This window comes from Nocardia abscessus, from assembly GCF_015477775.1.
Classification (GTDB): domain Bacteria; phylum Actinomycetota; class Actinomycetes; order Mycobacteriales; family Mycobacteriaceae; genus Nocardia; species Nocardia abscessus_A.
The window spans coordinates 1,118,247-1,136,315 of sequence record NZ_JADLQO010000001.1 but is presented as its reverse complement, the minus strand read 5'-3'; the positions used below and the strand labels follow the sequence as shown (position 1 = coordinate 1,136,315).

The following is an 18,069-nucleotide window of genomic DNA, read 5'->3' as shown; positions in this document are numbered from 1 at the left end:
CTCTGCTCGAATTCCCGAGCAGATGGGGGAACCGTGACAACAAACGACCACAATCCGACCTCTCCGCCCTGGCTGCAGAGTCATTCCGTGGATACGGCCGAAGTCAGCGACGCGGAGTCATCGGCCACCGCCACGTCGGCCGAACCGGCCGGTGGCGCGGAAGCGAAGGAAACCGACGTGGCGGATGGGCCTGCCCAGCCGGACGCCCAGCCCGAACAGCCGGAGCCACAAGGCTCGACGGAGCAGACCACGGCCTATCCGCAGGCTGCCGTACCAGCGCAGTCCTGGGCTCCCCCACAAGCCGGACCCGCCGAGCCGTACGGCTCGTACGCCCCGCCGAGCGCGGGTGCGTATCCGCCGCCGTCGCCCTTTCCGGGGGAGCCGTTCCCTACCGGCGCATTTCAGCCGCCGCCGAGTCACAGCGGTAGCCACCCCATAGCCCCGCCGCCGGACGGGCTCAATCCCGGTTACGGCGAGTACCGCCAGGAGATCGGCGGCGACGGCTTGGTGCGGCGGGTGCCCGTGGACTCCGGGCCGCCCGAACCCGCTGCGCCGCAACCCGATCAGCCCAGCGGCCCGATCTACAGCTGGGCGCCGCCGCCCCCGCCGGTGACGCATCAGCCTCCGCCGCCCGCCTATCAACCGCCACCCCCGCCCATGGGGCAACCGCAAGGGCCGGGTTGGCAGGACGGGCCGGGTTGGCCGGGTGGACCGAACCCGCATCAGCCCGCGCAGCCGTTCCAGCCGCAGCATCTGCCGCAGCCCGGCCAGCCGGGACATTCGGTGAACGATCTGAACCTGCTCAGGCGGGCCCGCAGGGCGCCGCGCAGCGGTTGGCGCCGTGCCGTGCACAAGGCGTCCGGCGGCATGATCAACCCGGGCGAGTCGGCGGCCGACATCGTCTACCAGGACCTCGTCGACCGGGTGAACCAACCGGTGCGCGGGGACTACCGGATCGCGATCCTCTCGCTGAAGGGCGGCGTCGGGAAGACCACCACCACGGTCGGTCTCGGCTCCACCTTCGCCTCGCAGCGCGGCGACCGGGTCATCGCGATCGATGCCAACCCCGACCTGGGCACGCTCGCCCACCGGGTGCCGCGCCAGACCCGCTCCACCGTGCGCAACCTGCTCGAAGATCAGCACATCACCAGGTACTCCGATGTGCGGGCGCACACCTCGCAGGCGCCGAGCCGGTTGGAAGTGCTTGCCAGTGAACAGGATCCGGCGGTCTCCGAGGCGTTCAGCGAAGCGGACTACCGCAAGGCGATCAGCATCCTGCAGTCGTTCTACAACATCATCCTGACCGACTGCGGCACCGGTCTGATGCACTCCGCGATGGCGGGCGTGCTGGATATGGCGAGTTCGCTGGTGCTGGTCACCTCGCCCGCCATCGACGGCGCCCGCAGCGCGTCGGCCACGTTGGACTGGCTGGACCACCACGGCTACGGCAAGCTGGTGGAGCGAACGGTCGTGGTGGTGAACGCCTCCCGGCGCGGCGCGTCCACCGTCGATCTCGACCAGCTGCGCAAGCTGTTCCTCGACCGCACCCGCGCGGTGCAGGTGGTTCCGTTCGACGATCACCTCGCCGAGGGCGCGGAGATCGATCTGGAACTGGTGAGCAAGCCGACGCGGCGGGCGCTGCTGGAGCTGGCGGCCATGGTCGCCGACGACTTCGGCTACGTCAGCTCGCAGGCCCAGCACCCCTACCGGCATCACCAGCCGCCGCAAGGATTCTGATCGGCTCGCAAGGCTGATTCGACATCGCCGCCCGGGGTCATCCTCGTGCGGCGGTGTCTTTTCCGCTCACCGTCCCCGCGTCGGCGGTCGCGATCGCGACGGCCGATTCGAAAGCAGCGAGCACAGCCGCGACCGCCGGACGGGCATCGGCCCGCGGGCGGGTGACCAGTTCGTATATCCGGGCGGCACGCACGCCCGACAACCGCAGCACCGCGAGGGCGGGGTGTCCCACCGCGTAGCGCGGCATGAGCGCGACGCCGTAGCCGGTCGCCACCAGCGTCTCGATGACGCGAAAATCGTTCAGGCGCTGCGCTATCCGCGGCTGTACGCCGGTCACGGTGGCGATCGAGCGCAGCACGTCGTCGACCGGGAAACCGCCCCGCACGCTCAGCCAGGTCTCGTCGGCCAATTCCTCCGGCGCGACGGCCGAACGGCCCGCGAGCCGATGGGTCGGCGCGGCCACGACATCGATCGGCTCGCGCATGAGCACCCTGGTCGCGACGCGCGGGTCGGCGATCGGCGCGGCGCGTTCGTCGCGGTGGGTCAGGACCACGTCGTAGTCGGCGAGCAGTCGCGCCACCTCCGACGGGGGCACGTCCTCGTCTTGCGCGATCACCTCCACTCCGCTGTCCACCATGCCGGGCAACACTTGGGGCAGCAGCAACGCACCACCCGAGGGAAACACCGCGACGCGGACCCGCCCGCGCGGCGAGCCGCGATAGTGGGCCATCTCGGCGACCGCGCGGTCCATGGCCGCGAGCACCTCGTCGGCGCGCACCACCAAAGCGCGGCCCGCGTCGGTGAGCCGCACCCGTCTGCCGTCCGGTTCGAGCAGTGCCACCCCGGCCTCCCTGGCCAGCACCTTGAGCTGTTGCGAGACGGCAGAGGGCGTCATCGACAGCGCTGAGGCCACGGCGGCGACGGTGCCCCGATCGGCGAGTTCACGCAGCACACGGAGCCGTTCCAGCGCCATGGGCGGGCCGGTAGCGGCGGGTGCGGAGCTCAATTCCATTAAGCAAAGCTACATTATTGATCAATAAATATTCGATTGTTCTGATCATTAGCAACTCGCACGATGAGGAGGTGACCAACCGCGACCGCCTGCTCGGCTTGACCGTCGTCCTGCTCTGGGGACTGAATTTCCTCGCTATCCGAGTGGGACTCGACCACTTCCCGCCGTTCTTCTTCGCGGCACTGCGTTTCGCGGTGCTCGCGGTCCCCGCCCTGCTGTTCATTCCGCGCCCCGCGGTGCGCATGCGCTGGATCCTGCTGTACGGCACCGGTTTCGGCATCCTGCAGTTCGCGTTCCTGTTCACCGCGATGCGGGCGGGCATGCCGACCGGGCTCGCCTCGCTGGTGCTGCAATCCTCCGCCCCGTTCACCGTGCTGCTCGGCACGCTGCTGCTGGGTGAGCGGATGCGTCCGGTGCAGGTCGGAGGTATCACCGTCGCGGTGGCGGGCATGGCGGTGATCGGCTGGGACCGGCTGGAACACGCCGCGCTGCTGCCCGTGCTGCTGACCCTCGCGGGCGGGCTCGGCTGGGCCTTCGGCAATGTCGGCGCGCGCCTGGCCGGTACCGAGTCCCCTGGCGTCAACCCGCTGCATCTGATGCTGTGGACCACCGCAGTCCCGCCGGTGCCGCTGTTCGCGCTGTCCGTGTTCGCCGAAGGACCGACCGCTGGTGCCCGCGCCTTGGCCGAGTCGTTCACGGCTGAGGGTTTGCCCGCTCTCCTGGCCCTCGCCTATATCGCCGTCCTCGCCACCGTGGTCGGCACGGGACTGTGGACCTACCTGCTCGGGCGCTACCCGGCAGGTCTTGTCGCGCCGTTCTCGCTGCTCGTTCCGGTCGTCGGAATCGCCGCGGCCTGGACTGCCCTCGGCGAGACACCGACCCCGTTGTCGCTGGTCGGCGGCGTCGTGGTGCTGGCGGGCGCGTTCGCCGCCACGTCGAGCAGGCCGCGTGCGACGACCACGGACATCCGCACCGGGACACCGAGCACCCCCACGCCGGCCTGCTCCGGCCGCCCGGCCTGAACGGGCGGCCACGCCTCGATCCGGCCACTGCGCGTGTGCTCGGTCGCACAGATTCCGCAGAGCGCACCGATCGCTTTGCGGGGTCGGTGCGAGAGGCTCGAATTGTCGCCTTACAGTAGTGCCCGGCGTGGAAGTTGGTCCCGGTTCTAGGCAGCAGAGCGGCGCATGGCAGAAAATCGATGGACCGTATCGCGAAGAACACTGCTTCGTAACACGGTCGCAGCGGGGGTGGCTACAGCGGGGGCGCTGACGGCGGGTGCGTCGCTACCGGCGCCGGCCGCGGCGAATCCCGGCGGACGTCGGGTCGCGGTGCTCGGCGGCGGCGTCGCCGGCCTCACCGCCGCGCACGAGTTGGCGGAACGCGGATTCCAGGTCACCGTCTACGAAAAGCGCGCATGGGGCGGCAAAGCCCGCAGCGTCGGCGTACCGGGCACCGGAGCGGGGGGACGGCCGGATCTGCCCGGCGAGCACGGTTTTCGCTTCTTCCCCGGCTTCTATCAGCACGTGCCGGACACCATGCGGCGAATTCCCTTCCCCGGCAACGCCAACGGAGTCTGGGACAACCTGGTCGCCGTGCCGGAGGCCCGATTCGCGCGACGCGGCGGCGACGACTTCCGCGTCCCGCTCGGCCCGCGCGCCCGCTCGGGCTTCAGCCCCGAAGGCTTCCGTGAAACGCTCGGCGCCGCGCTGTCGACCGCGCTGAAAATGCCTCCCGACGAGGGAATCTACTTCGCCGAACGCCTGCTGGTCTTCAACACCAGTTGCGACGCCCGCCGCCTCGGCCAGTGGGAACGCACCTCCTGGCACGATTTCGTCGGCGGCCACGCCCGCTCGCACGAGTTCCGCGCGCTGCTCTCGCGCACGCTGACCAGCCTCATGGTCGCCGCGAAGGAGAACGTGGCCAGCGTGCGCACCATCGGCACGATGGGCGAGCAGTTCCTCGGCAATCCCTTCGAGATCGGCAACGACGGCGGCTTGGACCGGGTGCTGAACGGTCCGACCAACGCGGTGTGGATCGACCCGTGGATGCGGCGGATCCGCGAACTCGGCGCGGAATTCGTGCTCGGCGCGCAGGTGCTCGAACTCGAGGTGCGCGACCGCAGGATCACCGGGGCCCGCGTCCTGGACGAGACCGGCGCGCAGCGCACGATCGAGGCCGACTACTTCGTCGTCGCGCTACCCGCCGAGCGGGCGCGCACCCTGTGGTCGCCGCAAGTGCTCGCGGTGCAACCCGAGTTGGCCGCGATGGACAACCTCTTCACCGACTGGATGAACGGCATCCAGTTCTATCTGCGCAGACCGGCGGAGATCTCGCGCGGCCACACCGCCTACATCGACGCGCCCTGGTCGCTCACCTCGATCAGCCAGAACCAGCTGTGGCGCCGCAAGCTGCCCGAGTTCGGCGACGGCAGCGTGCAGGATTGCCTCTCGGTGGACATCTCCGACTGGAACACCCCCGGCATCCTGTTCGGCAAACCGGCCAAGGAGTGCACGCACGAGGAGATCGCCCGCGAGACCTGGGCGCAGATCCGGGCCCACCTGGACGATCGCGGTGAGGTGCTGCGCGACGCCGACCTGCACTCCTGGTTCCTCGATCCGGGCATCACCTGGCAGGAGGGGCAGCGGCGCAACGCCAACGCCGACCCGCTGCTGATCAACACGGCCGGGTCGTGGGAGTACCGCCCACAACCGCACGGCGCACTGGAGAACCTGTTCCTGGCAGGCGATTACGTGCGCACGAACGTCGACCTGGCCACCATGGAGGGCGCCAACGAATCCGCGCGAGCCGCGGTGAACGCGCTGCTGGAGGTGTCCGGTTCGAACGCGGAGCGCTGCCGGACCTACACCCTGTTCCGCGCGCCCGAACTGGAACCGCTGCGCCGGATCGACGCCGACCGCTACGCGGCCGGACAGCCGAACATGTTCGACGTCCACGTCTGAACGTGATCGATATCCCGTCGGGGTAACCGAATTCGATCGCCACACCCCTGCGGGCGGTGCTTGAATCGAATCATGCGCGAGAGCACCGCCTCCAACGAGATCACCGACCCGGCGGACCTGCGGGAGTTGCTGGGCGAGGTGATGCCGCGCGCCGCGACCAAGGAGCGAGCCGTCCTGCACGCCCGGGACCGCGAGTGGATCGCCACCTCGCCGTTCCTGGTGATGAGCACCAGCGACGCGGACGGCAACTGCGATGCCTCCCCCAAAGGGGATCCGGCCGGATTCGTGCGGGTGCTCGACGACACCACCATCGCCATTCCCGAGCGCCCCGGTAACCGGCGCGCCGACGGCTACCTCAATATCCTGGCCAACCCGCACGTCGGGCTGCTGTTCGTGATCCCGGGCCGCCGCGAAACGCTGCGGATCAACGGCCGCGCGCGGCTGGTGCGCGACGCGCCGTACTTCGATGACATGGTGGTGCGCGGGCACCGCCCGATCCTGGCCGTCGAGGTGGCTATCGACCAGATCTTCTTCCACTGCGCCAAAGCGTTCATGCGCAGCCACCTGTGGGAGCCGCAACAATGGCCGCAGGACAACCTGCCGAGCGCCGCCTGCCTGGTCAAAGAGGTGCAGACGAACGTCACCGAGACGGTGGAGCAGCTGGAGCGCTACTACTCCCCGGAGAACTACGCCGCCAAGCTCTACCAGGGCTGAGCCGCGTGGCCCACGCCACCCGACCGCGGCGCGCCCGGATCGCGGGGCGAACATAGACTCGCGACGTGGCAGAGATATCGGTGCGTGGACGGCTCGCGCTGGCGGCGGCGGCCGCGGCGTCCTGGGCCTCGCAGAAGGCGGGTCGCGGCAAGGGCTCGATGATCGGCGGCCTGATCGCGTTGAAGATCGATCCGACCGTCATGGACCAGCTGGGACGGCAGCGGCGCACCGTGCTGGTGACCGGTACGAACGGCAAGTCCACCACCACGCGAATGACCACCGCCGCGCTCAGCACCCTCGGCACGGTCGCGACCCAGGCCGACGGCGCGAACATGGACGCGGGCATCGTCGCCGCGCTCAACGCGCACCGGCGCGCGCCGCTGGCCGCGATCGAGGTGGACGAACTGCACCTGCCGCACGTCACCGATGCGCTGAACCCCTCTGCGGTGGTACTGCTGAACCTCAGCCGTGACCAGCTCGACCGGGTCGGCGAGATCAACATGATCGAGCGCAAGCTGCGCGCCGGGCTGGCCCGGCATCCCGCCACCGTCGTGGTGGCCAACTGCGACGACGTGCTGGTCACCTCGATCGCCTACGACCACCCCAACGTGGTGTGGGTGTCCGCGGGCAGCGGCTGGGCGATGGACGCGACGAGCTGCCCTCGCAGCGGCGAACCGATCGTCTGGGAGGGGGAGCACTGGCGCAGTACCGGCGCGGATTTCCAACGCCCCGAACCGGATTGGTGGCTCGACGGAGACGATCTGGTCGGGCCGGACGGCGTGCGCTTCCAGTTGCGGCTGGCGCTGCCCGGCCGGGCCAATCGCGGCAATGCCGCACAGGCGGTGGCCGCGGCCGTCGCACTGGGCGCCGATGCGGAGCAGGCCGTCGCGGCCGCGGGCACGGTGCGGGAGATCGCGGGCCGCTACCGCACCGTGCAGGTCGGCGAGCACGACGCGCGTCTGCTGCTGGCGAAGAACCCCGCCGGATGGCAGGAGGCGCTGTCGATGATCGAGCCGACCTCGGCCGGCCTGGTGATCGCGGTGAACGGCCAGGTGCCCGACGGCGAAGACCTGTCCTGGCTGTGGGACGTGCGCTTCGAGCACTTCGAAGGCGTGCAGGTGGTGGCGGCGGGCGAGCGGGCCACCGATCTCGCCGTGCGGCTGACCTACGCGGGCGTGGAGCACACCACGGTGCCCGATCCGGTGCGCGCCATCGCGTCGTGCCCCGCGGGCCATGTGGAAGTGCTGGCGAACTACACCGCGTTCCGTGATCTCAACCGTGACCTCGAGGAGCGGGCATCATGAGTGAATCGACCCTGCGCATCGGCCTGGTGCTGCCGGACGTGATGGGCACCTACGGCGACGGCGGCAACGCCCTCGTGCTGCGGCAGCGGCTGCGCATGCGCGGCTACGACGCCGAGATCGTCGAGATCACGCTGTCCGAGCCGGTGCCGGATTCCCTGGATATCTACACCCTCGGCGGCGCGGAGGATTCCGCCCAGCGGCTGGCCACCCGGCACCTCCAGCGCTACCCCGGCTTGCAGCGCGCCGCCGCGAAAGGCGCTCCGGTACTGGCGATCTGCGCGGCCATCCAGGTGCTCGGCCAGTGGTACGAGACCTCGGCGGGCGAGCGGGTGGACGGCGTCGGCCTGATCGACGTCACCACGTCGCCGCAGCCCAAGCGCGCCATCGGCGAGGTGACCACCGCACCGCTGCTCGACGGGCTCACCGCGGCGCTCACCGGCTTCGAGAATCACCGGGGCGGAACGAAACTCGGCGGCGAGGCGCACGGCCTCGCCCGGGTCACCCGTGGCGTCGGCAACGGCGTCGGCGACGGGCTGGAAGGCGTGGTCCAGGGCTCGGTGATCGGCACCTACATGCACGGTCCGGCGCTGGCCCGCAATCCCGAGCTCGCCGACCTGCTGCTGATGCGCTCCCTCGGCGTCACCGAACTGGCCCCCCTCGACCTCCCCGAGGTGGACCAGCTGCGCCGCGAGCGCCTGCGCGCCTGAGCCGCCGCACCGCGACGGCGGCACATCTCCGAGCCCGGTTCGGCCGGCACGTGCACGGCTGTGCTCGCCGTCTTCTTCGCGCCGGGCGTGCGGCTGGAGCAGGTACCGATCATCCGGCCGACGCGGGCGTACTGCTGGAGCGCGTACCGTCGACCAGCGCGGGTCGTCCATGGTGGGACGGGTGATCAGACTCCGGTCTCGGTGACGTCGACGGAGACGGAGATCGTGCTGTCCTTCGCGTCGGTGTAGATGATGCCGCGCAGTGGAGGGACGTCGGCGTAGTCCCGGCCCCAGGCGGCGGTGATGTATCGCTCGTCGGCGAACTGGTCGTTGGTGGGGTCGAGGTCGATCCAGTGGCCTGCCCGGTCGTGTCCGTCCACGCCGGGCGCCCACACCGCCGCCCAGGCGTGCGTGGCGTCGGCGCCGATCATCCGCTCCTTCCCCGGCGGCGGATCGGTGGCCAGGTAGCCGGAGACGTACCTGGCGGCGAGACCTTGCGAGCGCAGGCAGGCGACGGCGAGACGCGCGAAGTCCTGACAGACGCCGGCTCGGGCCGCGAATACGTCGGCCACCCGAGTGGACACCGTCGTGGCGCCGGACCGGTAGGCGAAGTCGGTGTAGATGCGGGTGTTCAGCTCGTCCACCGCGTCGAGCAGCGGCCTGCCCGGCAGGAAGGATTCGGCCGTGTAGGCGACGAGGTCCGCAGTGATCTCCGGCGGGTGCAGGTCGAGGGCGAACTCGACGGCGAACGGCCCGTTCGCGCCGGTGGGGCGCGCTTTCTCCCACGGTTGGGCGGCCGATCCGGCGCGATCGTCTCCGGGGGCGTCGACCTCGACGAGCGATTCGCCGACGACCGTCAGAGCGCGGTGCTCGGTGGTGACGTGGAAGTAGGAGGTGATATTGCCGTAGACGTCCGCGCCGACCGACCGGTCCGACGGCGCGGGGTCGATTCGGATGTCGTGTGCGATCAGTCGTTGGCCGGGGAATTCGCGGGGCGTCAGGTACACCCGCCCGTAGGAACTGGTGACTTCACCGGAATACGCGTACTTGGTGCGATGCTCCACCCGGTAGCGCCGGACCGCGCGAGCGGGGCCGGTCATTCGACAACCTGCGCGCTGCCCCACAGCGGCTGGATGCCGCCCGGGAGCGACAGCGCCGTGGTCTCGAAGGATTCGGACATCTTGCGCAGGCGCGAGTGCACTCCCTCCAGCAATTCGGCCAGTTCGGTGCGCCGGTCGTCCGCGTCGGTGAATTCCAGGTCGTCGGGGTCCAGGCGGCGCAGCATGCGTCGCGCGTCCGCGAGCAGCCGCTGCGGACGCGACGAGCCGGAGGAGCCGGGCAGCGCGTGGAAATCGGCGTGGAGCCGTTCCAGCTGATAGGCCAGCGATCGCGGATTGGCGGTGTCGAACAGCAGGAGTTCGGCGACGTTCGAGACGCGTACCGAATCCCGGTGCCGCCGACGGTAACTCACCGAGGACTCGGTGGCGCGCAGCACCCAATCCGTGACCTCCCGCTCGGTGTCCTCCGGATATTGCTGGGTCAGCGCGGCCGACAGCAGAGCGGTCAGGGCCAGACCGCGTTCGATTCGCTTGCCGATGTCCCTGACGTACCACCCGGCGTCGCGGACCAGCGACTCCCCGTCGATGCCGGACAGCGCGAGCAGCCCGGCCAGGGTCTGTGCGTGCACGTCCGACAGCTCCGCTTCCTGGTCGTCCACCGCACCCGGATAGCAGGCCAACGCGCGGTCGATGGCGCCGAGGATCAGCCACGTGTCCGTCGGCAGCTGGTCGCGCACGGCCCGCGCGGCGTTGCCGTACCGCTCGATCGCGAAGGCAAGCGATCCGGAGAGCTCCCGGTCGATCGTCAGGGCGACGAGGTAGTCGTGGCCCTCGCGGGACGCGCCGGTCGGTGCGTCGCTACCGGGTCGTTCGGCGACGGCCTCCACACCGGCCGTAACCGATTGTCGCGCACCGGCACTGGCTACGGATTCGACCCGAGCCACGCCGGAACGACGTTCGGTTCGCTCCCGATCGACTTCGCTCCCTGCCGCTTTCGATGCTCCGGCTCGCTGCGACGGTCCGGCCGAGACCTCCGTCGCGGATCGTTCGCCGGAAAACGGCGGCTGCGCGGCGTCTTCCGTCGACCCGCCCGCACCCGGCAGCGGCGGGACGGCCCGCGACTCGTCATGCCCGATCGATCCGGCCGCGGTGTGCGCCCGATCGTCGCCGTACTGCGCGACCCGCGCATCACCCGGCCGTGACAGCATGTCGCGATCGGACGAATTCTGCTGCGGCGCGGGGGCGTGCGTCTCCGGGCCGGACGGTCCCTCGGCCGGTGCGGCGGTGGCGGTGGTCCGGCCGAGCGCGGCGAAGAGGACCGGCAGCGCTTGTGCGCCCTCCAGCCAGGGGCGATAACGGAACTCCTGATAGCGCTCGTGGGTGGCGATCAGCAGACGCGCCGCGTCCTCGGCGCGCTCGCCGTAGCGGCCCATCCAGAACAGGTCGTTGAGCACGCGCGGGGAGCTGATCGCGGCCATGATCGGGGCGGTGCGCCGTTCCCGCTCCGCGCGCGGCGGCTCGGTGCTGGTCGCGGCGGCGGCCTGCGGCGCCGCCCGCACCCAGATGTCCTTGGCGGCGACCTTGATCGCGGCGCGTTCGGTCGTGCGCCGGCGCAGCTGGCCGAGACCGCCGGACATCACGGTGTAGCCGCCGCGATGGGCCAGCGAGAACAAGCGCATACCGACCGGAGCCGCGGCGAGCCCGTCGTGATCGCGGACGGCGGGCGCGACCGAGAACTGCGCCGGTTCCTGGCCGACCCACTGCCATCCGTGCGCGCCGATCCTGGCCTTCAACTCCTCGCGCTGCTCCCGGCTCAGCTCCGGTCCGAAAACCGTGGCTCCGTCGACCACCGAGCGCAGGACCAGCCCGTCCAGATGTGCGATCAGGTGCGCACGCTCCCGGTCGTGGCCACCCCAGTACGAGGGCGCACCCTCCAGCAGCAGATCCTCGCCGAGTAGCGCGCGCGAGAGCCCGGGCAGGAAACCGGCCAGCGCGGGGTTCTCCAGCAATCCGCTGCCGAGCGTGTTCACGACCGTCACCGCGCCGCGCCGCAGCGCCTCGACCAGGCCCACCACGCCCAGCCGCGAATCCGGCCGCAGGTCCAGCGGATCGGAGAACTCCGCGTCCACTCGGCGCAGCACCACGTCCACCCGTTTCAGCGTGCCCAGCGACCGCATCCACAGCGCACCGTCCCGCACCACCAGGTCGACGCTCTCCACCAGCGGAAAGCCCAGGGTGGAGGCGAGATACGCCTGATCGAACGCGGTCTCGGAGTGCACGCCGGGGCTGAGTACCACGACCACCGGCTCGTCGTCGCCGGTCTGCGCCGATTCGATCAGCATCGAGCGCATCGCCCTGGCGAAGGGCGTCAGGGGGCGCGGATTGGCGTGCTCGAACGACTCCGGGATCGCGGTCGACACCACCCTGCGGTCCGCCAGCGCGTATCCGGCGCCTGCGGGCGCCTGCGCCCAGTCCGCGAGCACCCGGAATCGCCCGTCGCTCCAGCGGCTGAGGTCGCAGGCGTGCAGGAAGAGCTGATGCCGCCCCGGCACGGTGATGCCGTGCGCGGCCCGGACATAGCCGCGGTTGCCGAACACCACTTCCGGTGCGAGCAGCCCAGAGCCGATCGTCCTGCGTGGGCCGTAGACATCGGTGAGCACCTCGTCGAGCACGCGGGAGCGCTGTTCCAGCCCCGCCTCCAGTCGAATCCAATCGTCCGCGGCCACCAGCAGGGGAATCGGATCGAGCCGCCACGGCGACGGCGCCGTGGCGTCGGCCTGTGCGCCGGGCTCGAGGTAGGTGATGCCGTCGTCGTCGATCAACCTGCGCACCCTGCTGTCCAGCCTGCCGAGGCCGTCCCCGCCGAGTTCGGCGAAGTCGGCCGACAGCTCCGACCAGATCCGGCGCACGTTGCCCTCGGCGTCGACCAGTTCGTCGTGGTAACCCGGGACCGGCCTGCCGCATTCGTCGTAGGCGGCGGTCTCGGCGCCGTCGGTGCGGTAGCGCGCGAACTGCTCGCGCACGATTGTGAGGGCCGCGGTCTCCCGCGGCTCGTCGCGCAACCTCACCGGCCGACCTCGCTTCCGCCGCATCCGTGCCCTACGGTCGCCGAACGCTTCCCCGGACGGTTCGCGCCCGGTACCGACCGATCGCGCCCGACGCATCGCATCGGTGGGCTGTGCGGCCATTTTCGCACGTCGCGGGGCCTTATCCAGCTGATCCGGCAGTGTCCGCTCCGGCAGCCGCGCTGATTGCCGAGCGATTGCTCGCGTGCCGGACGCGGCGACACACGGCCCGCGGATCCCACCGCATCGGCCGTGCCGGTGGTATCACCGAATCACGACAAACGATCTCGCCAGGAGGTCACATGCGTACACCAGGTTGTTCATCCTGCGAATCGGCATTCGACCACTGCCACGGAACGCTGATCGTCCACGCGAGCCGGATGGCCGAATGCACCGACGAGCACTGCCTCGATCTCGCCCACGCCCGCCACGCGTTCGTCCTGGATTGCCGGGATCTCGCGGGCGGCTGCCGATGCACCGACGACGACACGGTCCGCCGACGCGCCTGAGCGGTTCCGTACCCTGGCCCGGTGAGCTATGACCACGTGTTGCTGCCGTCCGGTGTCGCGTCGTCGATCGCGGAGGTCGACGCCTACCTGAGCACCCAGCAGGGCGTCCCCGAGTCGGGGACGGTCGCCGGGATCGCGGCCGAACTGAACAGACGCAACGCGGAGTTGCCCGAGGAGGACAACTTTCTCAGCACCGCGCCGGTGGGCGGCGCCGCCACCGGTGCGGCACTCTACGTGTCGTGTCCCTACGACGCGATCGGCTTCGTGCGGCACCTGCTGTTCGAAGTCGCCACGCCGCTGAACTACGCCGTCTACGATCCGCAGCTGGCCTGGCTCATCGATCCGGCCGAGCATGTGCGTGCCATCGTCACGCACGGCGGTGCGGGCGAGTTCCCCTACCTGACCAAAGCGCTGATCGAGCAGTGGATTCCGGAGCTGAGCGCGCCCAACCCGTATCTCGTCGTCGAACGCGGTGAGCAGTTCTACATCCAGACCTACCGGGAGAACTCCGGCGCCTACACCCTGGAATACCGGGACGGCTCCCCCGACAAGCACTTCGGCACCACCGTCGCAGACCCGGCCACCGTGGCCGCCCTCATCTGGGGCTGGGCCAACGACGACCGCACCCGCTTCCCCGGCCTCCCCTGGTCCCGCGTCGACCTCTGAACGCGGTCACTGATGCTGGATGGCCAGCCGGCCCGCCAGCGCCAGGAACGAGGCGCCGAAGGCACGGCGCATCCAGGTGACGACGGTGGGACGCGAGACGACCTGGTCGCGGACGGCGGCCGCGCAGGCGCCGTAGACCGCGAACACCACGAACGTCGCCAGCATGAAGATGCCGCTCAGCGCGAGCATGCGCGCCAGCGCGTTCGGTGCGCCGCTGGGCACGAACTGCGGGAGGAACGCGAAGAAGAAGACGGTCAGCTTGGGATTGAGCAGGTTCAGCAGCACGGCCGAGGTGATCACTTTCCGCGCCGAGGGCACGATGTGCCCGGTCGGCTCCGGGACGGCGAGCGCGCCCTTGTCCCGGAAAGTGGTCCAGGCCATATACACCAAGTAGGCGACGCCGAGGTACTTCAGCGTCTGGAACGCGACCGCGCTGGCATTGAGCAGCGCGGCCAGACCGGTGATCGCCGCGATCATGTGCGGGACGGTGCCGAGCGTGCAGCCGAAGGCCGCGATCGCCGCGGCCCGCGCGCCGCGGGACAGTCCGGCCGCCAACGTGAACAGCACACCGGTGCCGGGCGTGGCGACGATGACGAGCGTCGTCAGCACGAATTCGATGCTCATCCCCGACACGGTAACCCAAGCCCGGCGCGGCGCAACCCTACTCGCGAAAGACGTTCGCGCGAAGATCGGACCGAGGGTGTTCTCGCGCGCCGGAGCGAGCGAGAGCTCCTAGAGGGTCCGCCGCCCGGACAGCGCGCGGCCGAGGGTCAACTCGTCGGCGAACTCCAGGTCGCCGCCCATCGGCAGGCCCGAGGCCAGTCTGGTCACGCTCAGGCCGGGGAAGTCGCGCAGCATCCGGACCAGGTAGGTGGCGGTGGCCTCGCCCTCGGTGTTCGGGTCGGTCGCGATGATCACCTCGCTGACGTCGACGCCGTCCTCCTGATTCCCGATGCGCGCCAGCAATTCCCGGATCCGCAGCTGGTCGGGGCCGATACCGCTGAGCGGATCGAGCGCGCCGCCGAGCACGTGGTAACGACCGCGGAACTCCCTGGTGCGCTCGATCGCCTGCACGTCCTTCGGCTCCTCGACGACGCAGATCATGGTCCGGTCCCGGCGCGGGTCGGCGCAGATGCGGCACAGCTCCCCATCGGAGACCGTCCCGCACGTGACGCAGAACTGCACACCGTCGCGCACCTTCTGCAGCGCGGCCTGCAACCGATCGATCTCCGGCGGCTCCACCTGGAGCAGGTGAAAGGCGATGCGCTGCGCGCTCTTCGGACCGACGCCGGGCAGCTTGCCCAGTTCGTCGATCAGATCCTGGACCGGACCCTCGTACAACTGCTACCTCGGCTCAGAAACCGGGCAGCGAACCGCCGCCGAGGCCACCGGACAGGGGTCCGAGCCGTTCCGCGGCGATGCGTTGCGCGTTGGCCATCGCGTCGTTGACCGCGCCGATGACCAGGTCCTGCAAGGTCTCGACGTCGTCGGGGTCGACGGCCTTCGGGTCGATGGTGAGCGAAACCACCTCACCGCTCGCCTTGATGGTGACCTTGACCAGCCCACCACCCGCAGCGCCGTCCACCTCGGTCGCCGCGATCTCGGCCTGGGCTTCCATCACCGCCTGCTGCATCTGCTGCGCCTGAGCGAGCAACTGTTGCATGTCGAACTGACCACCTGGCTGCACGGGAGGGTCCTCTCTGGAGAAGGTGTCATCGGCCAGCCTAGTCCTGCCGCACCGTGCTTCCGGCGCGGCCCGATGGTCCGACGCACGGCGCATGGCTGATAACAGGTTGGGTAGTTCCGGTGGAGATCGACCGAGCGCCCCTTACCATCGACACCGGGTCGAGACCGGTGTGCAAATCTGGAGACAATGATGATCGCAGTCCGTGCACGTTTCCTGAGCACACTGGTGCTCACGCTCGGGGTTCCGGGCCTGTTCCTCGGCACCGGTCCGGTGTCCGCGGACACGGAGATCATCGACGCGACAGCGGTGATCGACGCCGACGCGCAAGAGGTCGACGCGCAGGTCATCGACGTGGAGACCACACCGGCCGTCGCCGATTACGGGAGCGGCTGCGTTCTCTACCCGGACGACAAGGCCGCGACCCTCGACTCGCTGCGTTTCCGCTGCTCGGCCGAACAGCAGGACGCCATCTTCCGCGACGCGCCGCTGGGCACCGTTCCGACCGGCGTGAAATCGGGTTGGGTGACTCGCCCGCCGGTCATGCAGGCCGTCGCGCCCCCACTGTGGATCGGCAAGACCTTCTACACCGGCCCGGACGGCGGATACCTGATGAACCGCCTCACCGGCGCGGGCGTCGAGGGCTGGCGAGCCGACGTCTACGCGGCGCCCGCCCTGACCGACGGGCGGCCTGCCTGGGCCCTCGACTACACGCCCTCTCCGACGCCGCCGGTCTACGACGAGATCCGGGAAATCACCCCCGGTGTCTGGTTCGGCTACTCGTGGTGGCGCGGCGCGCTCCAGACCACCCTGCTGCTGACCTTCGCGCTCGGCTGAACATCGGACACCGTTGACCCTCCCGTCACTGGAGGGTGTTGGCTGATGCCATGACAGCGACCGTCCCCATCGGGGAGTTCTCCAGGCTGAGCCACCTCAGTGTGAAGACGCTGCGCTACTACCACGAGATCGATCTGCTCGCCCCGGTCGATATCGACGCGGGTTCCGGCTATCGGCGGTACTCGACGGCGCAGGTGGCACAGGCCCAGCTGATTCGGCGGCTGCGCGAATTGGACATGCCGGTCCAGGAGATCCGCGCCGTGCTCACCGCGCCGGACGACAGCGCCCGCGACACCGCGCTGCGCGCGCATCTGGAACGCATGGAGGCGGAGCTGATCCGCACCCGCGCGGTGGTGGCGTCGTTGCGTTCGCTGCTGACCCCCTCGGCCCCGATCACCGTGGAGTATCGCGTGGTTCCGGCGTTCCCGGCCGCGGCCCGCCGTGCGGTGGTGGCGCGCGAGCACATCGGCGAGTGGTGCGCGACGGCGTTCCAGGCGCTGTACGAAGCCCTCGACGCGGCAGGCGTCGCACCCGCGGGTGTCGGCGGGGCCACCTACGGCACCGACTTCTTCGAAGAAGACGAGGGCGAGGTGGTCGCGTTCGTTCCGGTCGCCGACTCCGGCATCGTCCTGCCTCCAGAGGTTTCGGCCGTCGACCTGCCCGCGCGCCGGTTCGCCGTCACCGTGCACGACGGCCCGTTCGACGATTTCGACCGCACCTACGGCGCACTCGGCAGTCATGTCGCCGAACACGACGTCGCGCTGCCCGAGCCCATCCGCGAGTTGTACCTGCTGGGTCCGGACAAGTCCGACGACCCGGCCACCTACCGGACCGAAGTGTGCTGGCCCATCGCCCAGCCGTGAACAAGGAGATATCCATGACGCTCTCGATCGCCCACGTCACCATCGATTGCGAGAATGCGGGCGCCATCGCCGAATTCTGGTCGCGGTTGCTGGAGACTCCCGTAGACCCCGACCCCAGCCAGGAGTTCGCGACCGTCGGCCGCACCGCGGGCGCCACGCCGGTACTGATGTTCATCCGGGTACCCGACAAGAACCCGGGCAAGAACGTCATTCATCTGGACCTGCACGCATCCGATCGGGACGAGCAGGTCGGCCGTGCGATCGAACTCGGCGCGAAGCGCGTCGGCGACTTCGACGAGTGGGGCACGAAGTGGACGACGCTGGCCGACCCGGAAGGGAACCTCTTCGACATCGCGGCCGAGTAGACCGCGCAGGCGAAAGTCGACCGCGACGACGGCCCGCACCGGACCGTCGTCGCGGTCGTGCGATCAGGCCAGTTCGCGCTGCAAGTTCGCGAGCACCTCGGCCTGGATCTTCTTCAGGCCCAGCGGCGCGAAGATGCCCTCGAAGATGCCCGCGACGCCGCCTGCGCCCTTCCAGGTGGTGCGCAGCGTGACCCGCGCGCCGGCGCCCTCCGGGGTGACGGTCCAGGTGTTCACCAGCGTCGAATTGGAGTCGCGCTCGGTGACAATGGAATCCGATACCGAAACGACGGCGTGCACGTTACGCGAGCGCTTCTCGGTCGCCTGCAACGTCCACTCGGCGACGGTGCCCGCGCCCTTGCCCCCTTCGACCACCTTGTAGTCGCGGTAATGCGACGTGAGAATGCGCGGACGCACCGTGTCGTAGTCTGCGATGGCCGCCAGCGTGCGGTGCGGATCCGCCGTCACGTCGATCGAACTGCTGGCGCTGACCTGTCCCACAATGAGCTCCTTGTCCGGATGCGGTGTCTCGACGGATGTCCATCCTGCCCTGTCCATGCCGCGGGAAAACGCGGAGGGCGTCGGCGT

18 protein-coding genes are annotated in these 18,069 nt (G+C 69.9%); 11 read left to right on the top strand and 7 right to left on the bottom strand.

Annotated elements, in window-relative coordinates; genetic code table 11:
• Positions 1-87: 87 nt before the first annotated feature.
• Entirely contained in the window at positions 88-1,737 is a 1,650-nt protein-coding gene (locus IU450_RS05240) for a MinD/ParA family ATP-binding protein (protein WP_195148548.1), read from the top strand.
• 37 nt (positions 1,738-1,774) lie between these two features.
• Here IU450_RS05240 and IU450_RS05235 read toward each other — a convergent pair whose 3' ends face one another.
• A complete protein-coding gene (locus tag IU450_RS05235; RefSeq protein ID WP_195148713.1) occupies positions 1,775-2,710 on the bottom strand; it encodes a LysR family transcriptional regulator in 936 nt (311 codons plus the stop codon).
• Between the two features lie 110 nt (positions 2,711-2,820).
• Between IU450_RS05235 and IU450_RS05230 the strand changes: the two genes are divergently transcribed.
• From IU450_RS05230 to IU450_RS05210, 5 genes are all read left to right on the top strand, one after another.
• Complete coding sequence (locus IU450_RS05230; RefSeq protein WP_195148547.1) at positions 2,821-3,771, top strand: EamA family transporter; 951 nt, start codon at positions 2,821-2,823, stop codon at positions 3,769-3,771.
• A gap of 165 nt (positions 3,772-3,936) precedes the next feature.
• On the top strand, positions 3,937-5,712 hold the full coding sequence (locus IU450_RS05225; protein WP_195148546.1) for a hydroxysqualene dehydroxylase: 1,776 nt from the start codon (positions 3,937-3,939) through the stop codon (positions 5,710-5,712).
• 72 nt (positions 5,713-5,784) lie between these two features.
• Positions 5,785-6,426, top strand: coding sequence for a pyridoxamine 5'-phosphate oxidase family protein (locus IU450_RS05220; RefSeq protein ID WP_195148545.1), 642 nt, complete (start codon positions 5,785-5,787; stop codon positions 6,424-6,426).
• Between the two features lie 65 nt (positions 6,427-6,491).
• Positions 6,492-7,730, top strand: coding sequence for a MurT ligase domain-containing protein (locus IU450_RS05215; RefSeq protein WP_195148544.1), 1,239 nt, complete (start codon positions 6,492-6,494; stop codon positions 7,728-7,730).
• The gene (locus IU450_RS05210; protein WP_195148543.1) at positions 7,727-8,437 is read left to right on the top strand and encodes a type 1 glutamine amidotransferase; all 711 of its coding nucleotides are present in this window, start codon (positions 7,727-7,729) and stop codon (positions 8,435-8,437) included. The genes IU450_RS05215 and IU450_RS05210 overlap by 4 nt, the downstream gene beginning before the upstream one ends.
• 185 nt (positions 8,438-8,622) lie before the next feature.
• Here IU450_RS05210 and IU450_RS05205 read toward each other — a convergent pair whose 3' ends face one another.
• Together IU450_RS05205 and IU450_RS05200 are read right to left on the bottom strand one after the other, a co-directional pair.
• Entirely contained in the window at positions 8,623-9,537 is a 915-nt protein-coding gene (locus tag IU450_RS05205; protein WP_195148542.1) for a transglutaminase family protein, read from the bottom strand.
• A complete protein-coding gene (locus tag IU450_RS05200) occupies positions 9,534-12,563 on the bottom strand; it encodes a circularly permuted type 2 ATP-grasp protein (protein WP_324197532.1) in 3,030 nt (1,009 codons plus the stop codon). Before IU450_RS05200 ends, IU450_RS05205 begins: the two co-directional genes overlap by 4 nt.
• A 299-nt stretch (positions 12,564-12,862) precedes the next feature.
• Here IU450_RS05200 and IU450_RS05195 point away from each other — a divergent pair, with 299 nt between their 5' ends.
• Together IU450_RS05195 and IU450_RS05190 are read left to right on the top strand one after the other, a co-directional pair.
• Positions 12,863-13,069, top strand: coding sequence for a hypothetical protein (locus tag IU450_RS05195; RefSeq protein WP_195148540.1), 207 nt, complete (start codon positions 12,863-12,865; stop codon positions 13,067-13,069).
• 21 nt (positions 13,070-13,090) lie between these two features.
• Positions 13,091-13,735, top strand: a complete 645-nt coding sequence (locus IU450_RS05190) for a hypothetical protein (RefSeq protein ID WP_195148539.1) — start codon at positions 13,091-13,093, stop codon at positions 13,733-13,735.
• A 6-nt stretch (positions 13,736-13,741) separates the two neighbouring features.
• On the opposite strand, the gene IU450_RS05185 is transcribed toward IU450_RS05190, so the two are convergent.
• The 3 genes from IU450_RS05185 to IU450_RS05175 all read right to left on the bottom strand — a co-directional run bounded on the left by IU450_RS05185 (position 13,742) and on the right by IU450_RS05175 (position 15,422).
• On the bottom strand, positions 13,742-14,359 hold the full coding sequence (locus IU450_RS05185) for a LysE family translocator (RefSeq protein ID WP_195148538.1): 618 nt from the start codon (positions 14,357-14,359) through the stop codon (positions 13,742-13,744).
• A gap of 108 nt (positions 14,360-14,467) precedes the next feature.
• The gene (gene recR, locus IU450_RS05180) at positions 14,468-15,076 is read right to left on the bottom strand and encodes a recombination mediator RecR (RefSeq protein WP_043685451.1); all 609 of its coding nucleotides are present in this window, start codon (positions 15,074-15,076) and stop codon (positions 14,468-14,470) included.
• A 13-nt stretch (positions 15,077-15,089) separates the two neighbouring features.
• Positions 15,090-15,422, bottom strand: a complete 333-nt coding sequence (locus IU450_RS05175) for a YbaB/EbfC family nucleoid-associated protein (RefSeq protein ID WP_063709377.1) — start codon at positions 15,420-15,422, stop codon at positions 15,090-15,092.
• Positions 15,423-15,608: 186 nt separating this feature from the next.
• Here IU450_RS05175 and IU450_RS05170 point away from each other — a divergent pair, with 186 nt between their 5' ends.
• From IU450_RS05170 to IU450_RS05160, 3 genes are read left to right on the top strand one after another with little or no spacing between them, the layout of a single operon-like run.
• Complete coding sequence (locus tag IU450_RS05170; protein WP_228833949.1) at positions 15,609-16,256, top strand: hypothetical protein; 648 nt, start codon at positions 15,609-15,611, stop codon at positions 16,254-16,256.
• Positions 16,257-16,306: 50 nt separating this feature from the next.
• Positions 16,307-17,119, top strand: coding sequence for a MerR family transcriptional regulator (locus IU450_RS05165; protein WP_195148537.1), 813 nt, complete (start codon positions 16,307-16,309; stop codon positions 17,117-17,119).
• A gap of 14 nt (positions 17,120-17,133) precedes the next feature.
• On the top strand, positions 17,134-17,484 hold the full coding sequence (locus tag IU450_RS05160) for a VOC family protein (protein ID WP_195148536.1): 351 nt from the start codon (positions 17,134-17,136) through the stop codon (positions 17,482-17,484).
• 63 nt (positions 17,485-17,547) lie between these two features.
• Here IU450_RS05160 and IU450_RS05155 read toward each other — a convergent pair whose 3' ends face one another.
• On the bottom strand, positions 17,548-17,982 hold the full coding sequence (locus tag IU450_RS05155) for an SRPBCC family protein (protein ID WP_195148535.1): 435 nt from the start codon (positions 17,980-17,982) through the stop codon (positions 17,548-17,550).
• Between the last annotated feature and the right edge of the window lie 87 nt (positions 17,983-18,069).